Source organism: Peribacillus sp. NPDC096540 (assembly GCF_050278525.1).
Taxonomy (GTDB): Bacteria; Bacillota; Bacilli; order Bacillales; family DSM-1321; genus Peribacillus.
Genome location: NZ_JBNNTG010000001.1, coordinates 211,570 through 226,659 on the forward strand (window position 1 = coordinate 211,570; position 15,090 = coordinate 226,659).

The 15,090-nt window shown below is 36.7% G+C and carries 11 protein-coding genes and 1 other RNA gene; 10 read left to right on the plus strand and 2 right to left on the minus strand.

Features of this window, described 5'->3' with window-relative positions:
- The first annotated feature begins 22 nt into the window (after positions 1-22).
- Entirely contained in the window at positions 23-1,318 is a 1,296-nt protein-coding gene (eno, locus tag ACQKMR_RS00940) for a phosphopyruvate hydratase (RefSeq protein WP_427695587.1), read from the plus strand.
- Positions 1,319-1,486: 168 nt separating this feature from the next.
- Here eno and ACQKMR_RS00945 read toward each other — a convergent pair whose 3' ends face one another.
- Both ACQKMR_RS00945 and ACQKMR_RS00950 read right to left on the minus strand, forming a co-directional pair.
- The gene (locus ACQKMR_RS00945) at positions 1,487-2,311 is read right to left on the minus strand and encodes a M15 family metallopeptidase (protein ID WP_427695588.1); all 825 of its coding nucleotides are present in this window, start codon (positions 2,309-2,311) and stop codon (positions 1,487-1,489) included.
- Positions 2,312-2,366: 55 nt separating this feature from the next.
- Entirely contained in the window at positions 2,367-2,909 is a 543-nt protein-coding gene (locus ACQKMR_RS00950; protein WP_427695589.1) for a hypothetical protein, read from the minus strand.
- 175 nt (positions 2,910-3,084) lie between these two features.
- Between ACQKMR_RS00950 and secG the strand changes: the two genes are divergently transcribed.
- The 9 genes from secG (at position 3,085) to ACQKMR_RS00995 (ending at position 15,000) form a co-directional block, all read left to right on the plus strand.
- Positions 3,085-3,318: a preprotein translocase subunit SecG gene (secG, locus tag ACQKMR_RS00955; RefSeq protein ID WP_427695590.1), complete on the plus strand. Its 234-nt coding sequence runs from the start codon at positions 3,085-3,087 to the stop codon at positions 3,316-3,318.
- 143 nt (positions 3,319-3,461) lie between these two features.
- Positions 3,462-4,208, plus strand: coding sequence for an alpha/beta hydrolase (locus ACQKMR_RS00960; protein ID WP_427695591.1), 747 nt, complete (start codon positions 3,462-3,464; stop codon positions 4,206-4,208).
- A gap of 33 nt (positions 4,209-4,241) precedes the next feature.
- Entirely contained in the window at positions 4,242-6,611 is a 2,370-nt protein-coding gene (gene rnr / locus ACQKMR_RS00965; protein ID WP_427695592.1) for a ribonuclease R, read from the plus strand.
- Between the two features lie 64 nt (positions 6,612-6,675).
- Positions 6,676-7,143 carry an SsrA-binding protein SmpB gene (gene smpB / locus ACQKMR_RS00970; protein WP_053348626.1) on the plus strand — a complete coding sequence of 156 codons (468 nt, stop codon included), beginning with the start codon at positions 6,676-6,678 and terminating at the stop codon, positions 7,141-7,143.
- Positions 7,144-7,267: 124 nt separating this feature from the next.
- Positions 7,268-7,629: a transfer-messenger RNA gene (gene ssrA, locus ACQKMR_RS00975) on the plus strand.
- A gap of 257 nt (positions 7,630-7,886) precedes the next feature.
- Positions 7,887-9,206, plus strand: coding sequence for a TniQ family protein (locus tag ACQKMR_RS00980; RefSeq protein WP_427695593.1), 1,320 nt, complete (start codon positions 7,887-7,889; stop codon positions 9,204-9,206).
- A 39-nt stretch (positions 9,207-9,245) separates the two neighbouring features.
- Entirely contained in the window at positions 9,246-11,945 is a 2,700-nt protein-coding gene (locus ACQKMR_RS00985) for a TnsA endonuclease N-terminal domain-containing protein (protein ID WP_427695594.1), read from the plus strand.
- A 1-nt stretch (position 11,946) separates the two neighbouring features.
- The gene (locus tag ACQKMR_RS00990; protein WP_427695595.1) at positions 11,947-13,092 is read left to right on the plus strand and encodes an AAA family ATPase; all 1,146 of its coding nucleotides are present in this window, start codon (positions 11,947-11,949) and stop codon (positions 13,090-13,092) included.
- Between the two features lie 24 nt (positions 13,093-13,116).
- Positions 13,117-15,000, plus strand: coding sequence for a TniQ family protein (locus ACQKMR_RS00995; protein WP_427695596.1), 1,884 nt, complete (start codon positions 13,117-13,119; stop codon positions 14,998-15,000).
- Positions 15,001-15,090 lie beyond the last annotated feature (90 nt).

Genomic DNA, 15,090 nt, shown 5'->3' on the forward strand with positions numbered 1-15,090 from the left:
ATTGGAAAAGGAGAGATTTATAATGCCGTACATCGAACATGTATATGCACGCGAAGTGCTAGATTCTCGTGGTAATCCAACAGTAGAAGTAGAAATCCAAACAGAGTCCGGATACTTCGGGCGTGCAATCGTACCATCAGGTGCTTCCACAGGAGAACACGAAGCAGTTGAGCTTCGTGACGGAGATAAATCTCGTTACCTGGGTAAAGGGGTACAAAAAGCAGTTGATAATGTAAATGAAATCATTGCTGAAGCTGTCATTGGTTTGGATGTAACGAACCAAGCTGGCCTCGACCTTACAATGATCGAACTGGATGGTACTGAAAACAAAGGAAACCTGGGAGCAAATGCAATCCTTGGTGTATCAATGGCTGCTGCCCACGCCGCTGCAGAATTTTCTGGTTTACCATTGTATCGTTACCTTGGAGGGTTCAATGCGAAACAACTTCCAACTCCAATGATGAACATCATTAACGGTGGATCACATGCCGATAACAATGTTGACTTCCAGGAATTCATGATTCTTCCTGTTGGTGCTCCTAGCTTCAAAGAAGCAGTTCGTATGGGTGCTGAGGTATTCCATGCATTGAAATCCGTTCTTTCTGCTAAAGGCTTGAATACGGCTGTTGGCGATGAAGGTGGATTTGCGCCAAATCTTGGTTCAAACCGTGAAGCACTACAAGTCATCATCGAGGCAATTGAAAAAGCAGGCTACAAAGCAGGCGAAGATATCTACCTTGGTATGGACGTAGCTTCATCTGAATTCTATAACAAAGAAACAGGCAAATACGATCTTGCAGGCGAAGGCCGCAATGGTGTTACATCCGAAGAAATGGTTGCTTTCTATGAAGAGCTAGTGAATGAATTCCCGATTCTTTCCATCGAAGACGGCTTGGACGAAAATGACTGGGAAGGCCACAAACTTCTAACAGAACGCATTGGTTCTAAAGTTCAATTAGTTGGTGACGATTTATTCGTAACCAACACGAAAAAATTGGCTGAAGGAATCGAAAAAGGCATCGGTAACTCCATCCTGATCAAAGTGAACCAAATTGGTACACTGACTGAAACGTTTGAAGCAATCGAAATGGCTAAACGCGCTGGTTACACTGCAGTCGTTTCCCACCGTTCAGGTGAAACAGAAGATGCCACAATCGCTGACATCTCTGTTGCAACAAATGCAGGGCAAATCAAAACGGGATCTATGTCTCGTACAGACCGTATCGCTAAATACAACCAACTTCTTCGCATTGAAGATCAACTTGGTGATCTTGCGGTATATGCTGGCTTGAAATCTTTTTATAACTTGAAGAAGTAATCTTCTAAAAAAAGCTGACTCTAAAATTCGTTGAAAGACGATAATCTTGAGTCAGCTTTTTTATGAAAGCCTTAATAACATTGGGTTCAAGCCTGATAAATAGATTTAATTAAACGTTTGATTAAATCGAATTCATATAAAAAAGGTGCCGCATCTGGGCACCTTTTTTTATTTATTCGTTACAGCTTGTACGGGTACGGCATTATAGAATTCTTCTAATGTACTCTTCGTTTCAAAGATTTCAGCAGCGGTATCTACACCAACATAGCGAATATGCCATGGTTCGTATTTATAACCTGTGATGTTTTCCTTGCCTTTTGGATAGCGGATAATATATCCGTATTCATGGGCGTGTTCGGCCAGCCAGTCAGCTTCATTTGTGTCACCGAAGCAGTCTTGAGCAGCGCATGCACCATCATGGGTCGTAACATCAATAGCTAGACCTGTTTCATGCTCACTTGTTCCAGGCAGAGCACTGTAGGTTTTAGCTTTTTCTTCCCCATCTCTTTTCACATAGTTATTAAAGATAGAGATTTGTGTTTGGTGTGAGCGGTAGGCAGAGACGCCGGCTAAATTCATGTTTTCTTTTTCAGCAGCTTGAAACATTTTTTCAAGAGCTTCTCCCGCTTCTTTTCGCATCATTCTTTTTTCAATTTTATCTTGAAAGATGAAATCTACTTTTGGATAGATAAGGTCGGCAGGTTTGTAATCTTCCGGCAGACTGTATTGTTTATTGACAAGGACAGGTATGCTTTCCGGTTCGGCCAATGTCTGAAGCCCTTTCTGTGCAGGTTTAACAGTCGTATCGACTTCTACCTGGCGTTGGGCCGATTCATTTGAATCACTTTTTTCATTAGTTTCTGTCTCCGTATCTTGGGAGATCGGCTGTTCTTCTTTTTGCTCTTTCTTATCATTGTTGGATAGGTCGAATGAACATCCAGCTAATAGAATAAAAGTTGATAGAGCAGTTGCTGTAAATATAGGTTTTAACATATGAAAGGCCCCTTGCTTTTAAAATAAAATTTCCAAAGATAAAGTTTTTACAATATTACCGGGATAAATAGTCCCTTGTTAATTCACTTTGATATTTATCCAGAAATAAGCCAATCCAAACTACCATCAACAAAAAAGGATAATCATTACGGACTGCGGTTTCCACGACGGGATTAGACCAAAAGTGTGAAAGGAAACCAGATGACATCCTGATTGTCTCGAATGTGACCAGGGCGTGTAGTGATAACCAGAGAATCGTAAGGGTATTGGTCCCAAACCCAATGACCGCGGCTATGATGCTCAATAAAACAGCTGCTGCCCCTAGTAGAAGGACATGAAAGCTTGATTGGAAAAAATCGATACTGCTATTGGAAAGTCCATTATAAATAATAGCAGTAAAATAAATAGTTGTCGTGATATATGCAGCGAATAATAAGTAACGGTTTCCGTGATACTTGGCTAGAAGTAATAAAAGCGGTGATAGGATGATTAACAGGACACTCATAAGATTGCTACCGCCTGTCCATAAAGAATAACCGGCAACCGCCGAGAATAGGATGGTCAGGAGATCAAGAATCCGAAGTATGGACTTAAACATGGTGACACCTCTTTCTTCTCTTTATGTAAATTATCTCAGACTTTGATTCAAAAAGAAATCAATGACTAAAAATGTTTAGAAGTTCTTACCATTAAATCATAACAAAGATTGTAGATATTTAATGGGTGTGGTAAAGTTAAAGTAATTGTATTGGTTCTTCAGGAGGTGTAATTGCATGCATGCAATTCTCATAACGCTTTTAGTGATTGTTAGTATCTCTCTTATTGTGACAGTATTGCTTCAATCAGGAAAAAGTGCAGGTTTATCAGGTGCGATTGCCGGTGGTGCTGAGCAGTTATTCGGAAAACAAAAAGCACGCGGCTTAGACCTAATTTTACATCGGGCAACGATAGTATTAGCTGTTTTATTCTTTGCTTTAACTTTACTTGTTGCATTCTTTGATGTGTAATGGATCAAAAATGAGTCTAGCTAAATAGCTAGGCTTTTTTCTTTGCACTATAGTTGTATGTATAGATATAGTAATTTTAGCACTTAATGATAAAATACAGAAATTTTTTTGGATGCTATTTACAAATAAAGGAGCTTATAATCATGAAAATCAAGCTGCAACAGCCCTTTACTTTTGAAGGCGGAAAAAGAGCTGTCTTACTTCTACACGGATTTACGGGAAATTCTGCAGATGTACGGATGCTTGGGCGATTCTTGGAGAAACAGGGATACACCTGTCATGCTCCACACTATAAAGGACATGGTGTGCCACCAGAGGAATTGGTAAAAACGGGTCCTGAAGATTGGTGGAAAGATGTAATGATGGCCTACGATTTTCTAAAAAGCAAAGGCCATGAAGAAATTGCTGTTGCTGGACTCTCATTAGGAGGCGTATTTTCTCTAAAATTAGGTTACACTGTACCTATAAAGGGTATCATATCAATGTGTGCGCCTATGTATATCAAAAGTGAAGAAATGATGTATAAAGGAGTATTGGAGTACGCTAGAGAATTTAAGAAGTACGAAGGGAAAACACAAGACCAAATAGAGCAGGAAATGGACCGTTTTGCTGACAAACCTATGAATACATTGAAAGCTCTCCAGGAATTGATAACTGATGTACGAGAGCACGTCGATCTTATCTACACACCGACATTTGTCGTGCAGGGTCGACATGATGATGTAATCAATCCGAAAAGTGCCGATATTATTTATGAAGCTATCGAATCACCTGTTAAACAAATCAAGTGGTATGAAGAATCAGGTCATGTCATAACCCTTGATAAAGAACGTAACGAGTTGCATGAAGATGTATTTGAATTTTTAGAAAGTCTGGATTGGTCCGAATAACAAATTTATTATACCCTGAATAGGAGGGGTTTTATGGAAGATAACATTCAAGAACACATAAATAAGCTTCTGACGTACATGACAGATGAAGCGTATAAGCCATTAACAGTACAAGAGCTTGAAGAGGCTCTAAAAATCGAAGACTCAGCAGACTTCAAGAATTTCGTGAAGGCGCTAGTTAAGATGGAAGAAAAGGGATTGGTAGTCAGAACGAGAAGCAATCGTTACGGCCTGCCGCAAAAAATGAACTTATTTCGCGGTAAGTTAACAGGACATGCTAAGGGCTTCGCATTTGTGACGCCTGAAGATAATCCAGGAATGGATGATATTTTCATACCGCCAAATGAAACAGGTACAGCAATGCATGGAGATATTGTCATGGTCCGTGTTTCTTCAGAAACGTCTGGCTCAAGACAAGAAGGTACGGTTATTAGAATTCTTGAACGCGGAATTACACAAGTAGTCGGTACATACTCTGAAAGTAAAAGTTTTGGTTTTGTCATCCCTGATGATAAAAAAATTGCAAATGATATTTTCATTCCACAGCATGCTTCTCATGGAGCGGTAGAGGGTCATAAGGTTGTTGTTAAGCTGACTTCTTATCCTGAAGGACGAGTAAGTGCAGAAGGAGAAGTCATTGAAATTCTTGGGCATAAGAATGACCCTGGCGTAGATATTCTGTCAGTGATTCATAAATATGGTTTGCCAATGGAGTTCCCTGAAGAAGTCATGGAGCAAGCGAATGCCGTTTCGGATACCATTGAAGAAAGTGAAATTGGAAACCGCAGGGATTTGCGTAATGATGTTTTGGTCACGATAGATGGAGCGGATGCTAAGGACTTGGATGATGCTGTTACGGTTTCTAAACTTGAAAATGGCAATTACAAGTTGGGTGTTCATATTGCTGACGTAAGCCATTATGTGAAGGAAGGTTCACCGATTGATAAGGAAGCTCTTGAAAGAGGGACGAGCGTTTATTTGGTGGACAGGGTCATTCCTATGATCCCGCATCGTTTATCGAATGGTATTTGTTCTTTGAACCCTCAAGTCGATCGTTTTACACTATCGTGTGAAATGGAAATCACGCCAAATGGTGATGTCGTCAATCATGAAATTTTTGAAAGTGTCATTAAAACGACGGAACGGATGACTTATGGCAATGTGAACAAAATCCTTGTGGACAAAGATGAAGAACAACTAGAACGTTATGAAGCGCTGGTACCTATGTTCCAGGACATGGAGAAGTTAGCGGCTATTCTTCGTAAAAAGCGGATGAACCGCGGTGCAATCGACTTTGATTTTAATGAAGCGAGAGTCATTGTGGATGAAGAAGGCCATCCGACTGAAGTCGTTTTACGTGAAAGATCAGTAGCGGAAAAGCTGATTGAAGAGTTCATGCTTGCAGCTAACGAAGCTGTTGCAGAGCATTTTCATCGTCTCGATGTACCGTTCATTTACCGGATTCACGAAGATCCGAAACCTGAAAAACTGCAACGTTTCTTTGAATTCATTACGAACTTCGGATATATTGTTCGAGGATCGGCAAATGATGTTCATCCAAAGGCCTTACAGGAAATCATTGAGGCTGTTGCCGGAAAACCGGAAGAAACGGTTATTTCAACCGTAATGCTTCGTTCAATGCAACAGGCAAAATATGATCCAGAGAGTTTGGGCCACTTTGGTTTATCAGCTGAGTTTTATACCCATTTTACATCACCGATACGCCGTTACCCGGATTTAATCGTACACCGTTTAATTCGGACCTATTTGGTGGAAGGGAAACTAGATCAAGCTACCAAGGAAAAATGGAATGCCATTTTACCTGAGATTGCCGATCATACATCGAAACGCGAACGTCGCTCAGTCGATGCTGAGCGGGAAACCGATGATTTGAAGAAAGCGGAGTATATGCTTGATAAAATTGGTGAAGAGTACACCGGTATCATTGGTTCTGTTACGAACTTCGGGATGTTTGTTGAGCTGCCGAATACCATTGAGGGGCTTGTTCATGTCAGCTTTATGACGGATGATTATTACCGCTTTGATGAGCGTCAGCTTGCGATGATCGGGGAACGAACAGGTAAAGTATTCCGGATTGGCGATGAGATAGACATACGTGTTTCCAACGTAAATAAAGAGGAGCGGGCCATTGATTTTGAAATCATCGGCATGAAAGTTAGCCGTCCGCGTCCTTCTGGGGAGAAGAAAATATTCAAGGCTAATTCAGGTGAGCGTAAACGAGGCCGCGGTGGTAATTCGGGCCGTAACGAAGGCAAAGGCGGCAGCCGTGGAGGCAATCGCAATAGTGATTCGTCTTCTTCCGAAAGAAAACCAAAAAAGAAGAAAAAATTCTTTGAAAATGCGCCCGCTGCTAAGCGAAAAAGAAAACCTAAAAAGAGATAATATAGAGGAGAGAGGATGATCCATTCATCCTCTCACCGATTGGGATGATAAAGGGGAGAGTTAGATGCCAAAAGGCTCAGGTAAGCAATTAGCACAAAATAAAAAAGCATTTCATGATTTCTTTATTGAAGATACCTTTGAAGCAGGAATTGTTTTACAAGGGACAGAAATCAAATCGATTCGGGCCGGAAAAGCCAATTTAAAGGATTCCTTCGCCAAAATTGAAAACGGCGAATTGTATCTACATAATATGCATGTCAGCCCTTATGAGCAAGGAAACCGTTACAATCATGATCCCTTACGAACACGTAAACTTCTCTTGCACAAAAAGGAAATCAATAAGCTTATTGGGGAAACGAAAGAAACAGGATACACAATCGTACCCTTGAAAATGTATTTGAAAAATGGTTTTGCCAAAGTTTTAATCGGGCTGGGTAAAGGGAAGAAACAATATGACAAGCGTGAGGACCTGAAGAAGAAGGAAGCTAAACGTGATATTGAACGTGCTTTCCGCGACAGACAGAAGATGTAGAACTGCCAAGACCTTACAATTGATTTTTTGAATGAATCTGTTATAATTAATTTTGTACCGATGACAACTGAATATCAGCACAACTTGCTGACTATTCTTTTCTCGTACGCTCCATTTTAATCATGGGGACGTTACGGATTCGACAGGGATAGTTCGAGCTTAAGTTGCGAGTCGAGGGGATCGGCCTCGTTAAAACGTCAACGCCTATAACTGGCAAACAAAACAACAACCTAGCTTTCGCTGCGTAACAACAGTCGATAGCTGTTCCTCCCTCCATGGCCCACGTGGTAGGGTAAGGGACTCACTCTAAGTGGGATACGCCGGAATCCACCGTCTGAGGATGAAGGAAGAGACCAATCAGACTAGCTGCTCTGCCGCCTGTCGATAGGCTAATGAGTTCGCGAAATGCGAATATATCGACTACACTCGTAGAAGCTTAAGTGCCGTTATGTCTGGACGTGGGTTCGACTCCCACCGTCTCCACCAATACATATATTGGTGGTTTTTTGTTTTTATGTGACTTAAACCATAAAATTGTAACAATGACATGCTTATGCTTTATAAACCATATTACAAACTTATGCTTTAATAATTTTGAGAATTAACTTCAACACCTGGGAATTAGACTTTTATAGGCTAATTCACAGGTGTTTTTTTGTTTGCATTAAAATATTTGGTATATAAGTAATAAAATATAATTATTAAGGGTACAATTTTTAAAAAATAAAAAGGTGAAATTTAGGATGGAGAATGAATTATTTAGTACAGAAGACATTCAATTATCAAATAGTTCTTTATATAACCTAAAACCGATGGAATTAGGAACTTTTCATTGTGAAAGTATGACGAGTTATATAACGCGTCTAGCTGAAGTTCATTGTATTAAGTTAGGTACACTAGTAAACAAGGTTATAGCTCCTACATTAAATAAGGATTTTATTCTGCAAAGCGCCAAGAGAGGAGGAAACCGTTTTTATGACGGTGCCAAGGCACTTAACGGAGTGAGCAAAAGTTCGAAGGATTTAGTTGAGGCCGTTGAAAAATTAACATTGAGAAATGATTTAATGAATTTAAACCTTACTAAATGGGAGGAGGTTTTAACATGTAGGGGGCTTATGAAAGAATCATTGTCATGGTGCCCCTCTTGCTTGAGAGAATTTAGAAATAAATATGGATATGAGTATTTTCCATTACTTTGGTTTATTAAACCGGTGAAGTACTGTTATGTGCATCAAACTAAACTTATAACCAAATGTGAAGATTGCAAAAAAGGTATACCAGTATTACATAGGAATTCTTTAAATGGTCGTTGCCCTTACTGTAATTCTAATCTTATAAATAAAGTAGAGGATAAGGATGATAATGAACTTGAAAAACAGTTATTTATAGCTAAAAGTATTGGAGAAATAATTTCTATCAGCTATACCTTAACGAAGAGTGTAAGTAGAAATCATATAAGTTCTAGACTTAACCAAATAATCACAAATTATTTCGATCGAAATAGAATCAAATTAAGGGAACAACTCGGAGTTCCTAATGTTACCTTCTTTAACTGGACAAGAGGAGATTCAATTCCTCCTTTAGATAAGCTCTTAGATATATGTTATCTATTAGGTTTTTCTTTAAAGGATTTTTTATTTGATACAGAGAAAATCCCTTGTATAAAAAAAGAGGTCTTACATAATCATATTCCTTTAGAAGGAAGAAGAAAGTTAGATTATAAAAAAATCGAAAAGTCATTGCTGAACTATCTCAAGTCTAATGAACCAATTTCAATGGCGGGAGTCGCTAAAGAAGTAGGAGTAAATAAACGTCTACTCTACGAGAACTTGCCTAATTTGAGTAAGGCATTATCGGATAAATATAAAGATCATATCAGTTCTATGAGTTATAAAAGAAAAAAAGGAGTAACGGAATTAATTGAGATTGGTGTCACTCAGTTGATTAATACTGGAGAATTACCTACTCAGAAGAGAATTGAAAACCAACTTTCTCTTAATTGTTTATTAAGAGAAAGTTTTGCAAAAGAACATCTTGTTAATATTGTTGAAAATTTAGAATAATGTAAAAATAGGTTATAGTAAGAAGAAGGGGGGGATTTCATGTTAAATGAGATAGAATTCCTAAGTTGGTGTGAAAAAAACAATATCTCCAATATTAATAGGGACTATATAAATAATAGTATTCGTTTTCAACAACCAGTAAGATCTGTTGGAACTGGTAATAGGAGTTTATCTGGAAAGTACCCCAGTAAAAAAATGGGTAAGACAATCCAGTGGGAAAGCGGAAAGGTTGAGGGACCAGCAATACTAATTATGGAGCATGATGAAAAAGTCTTAGAATTCTATGATCAACCAAACAAAATAAACCTGAGGTATACGAAAGACGGGAGAACAAGGGGCACGCTTTATACGCCAGACTTTTTTGTGATTAGAACAAACAGTGCTGGTTGGGAAGAGTGGAAAGACGAAAAAGAGTTAGAGGAAATAGCGAAAAAACAACCTTGGAAGTATGTTAAAGACTCTGAAGGTAGCTGGAGATGCCCGCCAGGTGAAGACTTTGCAAAGCAGTATAATTTTTATTTTAGAGTTTGTACGAATAACCAAGTAAATTGGAATATGCACAGAAATTTTGTCTTTTTAGACGATTACCTGCGAAAACAAAATAAATTAATTGTAAGTGAAGAAAACTTAGAAAAAATTAAACAATGTATTTTTCGAGAGGTAGGTATAAATCTTAGAAAATTAATTAGTCTGGCTAAATCAAAAGGTTTTTCTGTTGATGATATTTATATATCCATACTAAAGGACTTTATTTATGTAGATTTAACAAATAGCGTACTAGCTGAGCCTGAAACAGTAAGTTTATTTTTACACAAGGAACATTCTGACATGTATACAAACTTAATTCATTGTGAAAAGGAATATACAACTGGTTTTTCGAAGAATGTAGTAGATGTAGGAAAAGAAATTCTCTGGGATGGTCAGATTTGGAAAATAATTAATGTAGGAAATACAAGCATTTCTCTTTCTTCCAATGGCAAATATAACGAGGTTTCAAAGGAACTTTTTCATCGCTTAGTTAGTGATGGAAAAATTGTTATTGAAGGGGTAATACCAAGCGGCGAAGATGATGCTTTAATGGATATTGTAAATGGCAGTAGTGATGAAGATTATAAAATAGCGAACTACAGATACAATTTTGTTAAAGCTTACTTAAAAGATGGGAAAAAAAATTTAGAATCGCTAGAGGAACCCAAATTACGAACCATACGTGATTGGGTTAAGAACTTTAAAAAGGCAGAAAGCTTATTTGGAAACGGATATGTCGGTTTACTTCCTAATAATAAGAATAAAGGAAATAGAGCAACCAGACTTAATCAACAAGTAAAAGAATTAATGGATCAATTTATTAGAGAAAATTATGAAACAATTGTTCAAAAGAATAAGGCTTCAGTATATGGATCATTTAGGAATGAATGTGAAGAAAGGGGTTATAGTACACCAAGTTATATGACATTTTGTAAAAATGTCAACAATCGTCCAAGAGAAGAGCAAGTTACAAAGCGTAAAGGAAAGAGAGCTGGATATCAGGTAAAGGATTTTTATTGGGAGATTGAGAGAACAACACCCAGACATGGAGATTTCCCCTTTAATATATGTCATTTGGATCATACTGAACTAGACATTGAACTGATTTGTTCTGAGACGGGTAAAAATTTAGGCAGACCATATTTATCACTTTTAATAGATGCCTTTTCTAGAAGGGTTTTAGCGTCTTACCTCTCTTTTGAACCTCCGAGCTATAGATCATGCTTGATGGTTTTCCGTGAGTGTGTAAAGCGGTATAACCGGCTACCTCAGAAGTTAGTCGTAGATAATGGGAAGGAATTTCATAGCACATATTTTGAAACTTTACTTGCAATGTATGAATGTGAATCTAAAAGGCGTCCTGCAGCGCAACCGAGATACGGTTCGGTTTTAGAACGACTATTTGGTACAACTAACACCAGCTTTATTCACAATTTAACAGGAAATACAAAAATTATGAAAAATGTGAGGGAGGTTACTAAAACTGTAAACCCAAAATCTCACGCAAGATGGAACTTAAAGAATTTAACAATTGCTTTAGAGAGTTTTTTCTTTGAACTATACGATACCATTGAACATCCTGCTTTAGGTAAAACACCTAGAAATGCTTATGATGATGGTCTGTTTTTAATGGGAGAAAGACAGCATCATTTCATTCCTTTTGATAGGATTTTTGAGATATTAACTTTACCAACTACTAGGTCAGGGGAATCAAAAATACAGCCGAGTATGGGTATTAAAGTGAATTATATATATTACTGGAATGATGACTTTAAAAACCCTCAATTAGAAAATACAAAAGTTAAAGTGAGGTATGATCCATTTAATGTGGGTATTGCTTATGCCTATATCAATAAGATGTGGGTAAAGTGTATATCAGAACATTATCCTCTTTTTAAGAATTTAACTGAAAAAGAATTGAAATTTATTACTGCTGAATTTAAAAAAACAAAGCAATTGCATGCCCAAAACTTTTCAATTACTGCACAAAGAATAGCAAAATTTATTGATGATTTAGAGGGAAATGAACAATTCCTTTTGTTGAAAGCAAAGTCAGAAGAAATAAAAAATGTGATTAATTTAGGAGATAATATACCCTTAGAAAAAACTGATTTATCAAAGAACAAACTGAATAGCAGTAATAGTGAGGGGATAGTAAAACAAAATAAAGTACGTATTGAAAAGTCATTAGATATCTATGGGGAATTTTAAGATGGATAGAAGTGAACTATTTCCTCTTAATATAGATACTGCAACCATTAAAGAAAGAGAAGACTTTTTTCTGGAACGAAATATAAACCATCCAATTCTTAATAAAACATATTTAGAATTAATGGAAAAAATAAAAAGATCTCCAGGTGGAAGAGTATATCTTATCTTTGGACCTACCGGCGTAGGAAAATCAACATTATGTCAAAGAGTTAAGACTCAGATTTTAAAAGATTACTTAAAGGAGATGCCACAAACTAGTGGACTGTTGCCAGTTGCATCAATTGAACTCCCCTCACCGGATAATGGTAAATTTAATTGGAAAGATTTTTACCAACGAATGTTACAAGTACTTCATGAGCCGTTAATTAAGGATAAAGTTGACCTTGATAATTCTGTAAAAAGGAAGAAGGTTTCTGATTATCTAACATATACCTCTCCTGAATTAAGGAAATCTTTGGAGAATGCTATTATTTATAGAGAAACAAGAGTGATTTTGCTAGATGAAGCCCAACATTTACTGAAAATGTCCAGTGGTAGGCGTCTACAGGATCAAATGGATGCTATAAAGTCATTAGCTAACCTGACAGGTTCAGTGTTCGTTATGTTTGGAACATACGAGCTTATGAACTTTTTGGATTTGAATGGACAACTAAGTAGAAGATCCGATGAAATTCATTTTCGACGTTACAATGCAAGACTGGAATCAGATCTTAGAGAATTTAAAAGTGTCCTTAATACCTTTCAATTGCATATGCCGTTTAATGAACCATCAATTCTTTTACCATACTGGGAACTTATGTATGAAAGATCTGTTGGTTGTATTGGAATCCTTAAGGAGTGGCTGGATGTTTGTCTTAAGGATGCTTTGCACAGTGGTCTTCCTAACATTAATTATGACTTAATTGTAAAACACGCTCCTTCACCAACAAAATCTTTAAAGATTGCTGAAGAAGCTATAGAAGGGGAGCGAAAGTTAAGTAATCACGGCAAGACGCTGTCGAATCTTCAAAAATTATTAGGTGTAGGGGATTTAGAATCTATAGAAGAAAAGGAAGAGAGTATTAGCTCTCCTAAAGAGAAGCGGAAGAACGTTGGAAGAAGAAAACCCAACAGAGATCAGGTCGGAATTACTGAAAATGGTGCTTAAAAGAATACAGATTAGGGAGGGAATATGTTCCACGATTTCGAAATCTATGATTTTAATATGAAAGAGGATGTTGAGGTAACTCCCCTTAAATTATATAATCTTAAACCTATTTCCAAGGGCAGTGGCAAAGAGATGGAAAGTCTGAGTAGTTACCTCCAACGAATAGCAGTTTCTCACTGTTTGCCTTTAAGCAAATTGTTATCCAATTTATTTCACCTCCAAATTAAAGATGATTTTTCTAACGGAAAAGTCTATAGTTCCCATAGAATTAACGGTAATGGAGATTTAACCAAAATAACAGTTAAACTTCTAAGTGAATATACAGGAAGGAATGATTTAAAAAAACTTACTTTAATAAGTACTGAAAACTTACTCTCAGGACATAAACTTTTTAGGCAGCAGAAAGCCTGGTGCCCTGTTTGTCTCCAAGAAATGGTTACAAGTACCTTGCCAATTTATGAAAAGCTAATATGGGTGATTAATCATTATGATTATTGTGTTCAACATTCGGTGAAATTGCATGATAAATGCAATAAATGTATGAGATACCAAAAAATTTTGCCTTTTAAAGGTAAGCCTGGTCATTGTTCTAACTGGAATAGCTGGCTAGGGGAAATGCAAAATAATTACTCAGGAATTTTTCAAGAAGAAATTTTCCATAAATCTATACAAATTGAGAAATTACTGGATTGGGTTATTGAAAGGGGTAATTTAAATCAATATTCATTCGCATCTTCTATTAGAACTATCATCCAAGAAGTAGAGAAGAATTTATGGAAAAGAAAGGCGGATTTTTATAATAAAGAACTTAAAATTTCTCACAGTGAGATGTTAAGATATGCAGAAGGAAGCACACCGACTTTAGGAAATATCCTTAAAATTAGTTCGGTATTTAAATTGGACGTTATTGACTTGCTCCAAAATAATCAAATTAACGAATTCCCCTTAAATTTTAAAATTGAGCGTTTACCTACCCAAGAAGATTCCGAAATGAAGCATTATTTAGAAGAAGTCTTAATAGTTGGAGAAATAATTTCCCTCTCAATATTATCAAGAATAATGAGATTGGAGGAAGCGACGTTGTGTAGAAGATTCCCTGAGTTAACTCGGAAAATAGTGAAAAAAAATAGGGAGATTGCAGCAAGTAAATTTAAATTTTCATTTCAATGTAATGATAGAGATAGTACAAATATAACAATATGGCTTGAGAAGGCTTTAAACTCTAGACAAATAACACCCTTAGAAGAAATTGCTCAACAGGTTAATATTCCACTAGAAACATTACGCAAGAAGTACAGGATAATTATAAATCGAATAAGTGAAAAGAATAAGATTATTAGGAGAGAAAATTATAATCGAGATAAAAGGATCATAGCGGATTTATGGGAATACTTGGATGGTGATATTTATGTTGAACCGGAAGTTATTGCTAATGAATACGGTCCAATTTTGAGGAGTGTGAAATATAGCTATCTTTGGAGAAAAGTCCAAGAAAAAGTTAAAAAATCAATTGAACCAAAAGATGATGTAGAAGAAGCAGATATAGATTCATTCCAAATTGCACTGTTAGAGATAGTTGAATTAAATAATGATAATCCTCCATCAGTTAATTCCGTTTGTAAGGCCTTAGGAAAATCGCGCTCCTTCTTAATGAGACATTACCCTATTTTAATAGATATAATTTATAAAAAAAACAAAGAGGCTATTGAAAGAAACCGCATTTTAACAAAATTAACCCGACAAGAACAATTGAGAGAAACAATTATGAAAATATACTCTCAGGGTATATATCCATCCATTTCTAAGATTCAGAAGGAGTTTAATTTAAACCCTTATGACAAAGTGTTGATGAATGTTTGGAGAGAAACTTTAAAGGAACTAGGTATTACCATACAAATTAGCAGATAGAAAAAACTCCCTCATTTTTGTCTTATTATTTGCTCAGTTTTTAAATAAAATTATTATTTGTTGTTTGATACTATTAGTATACAAATTGTG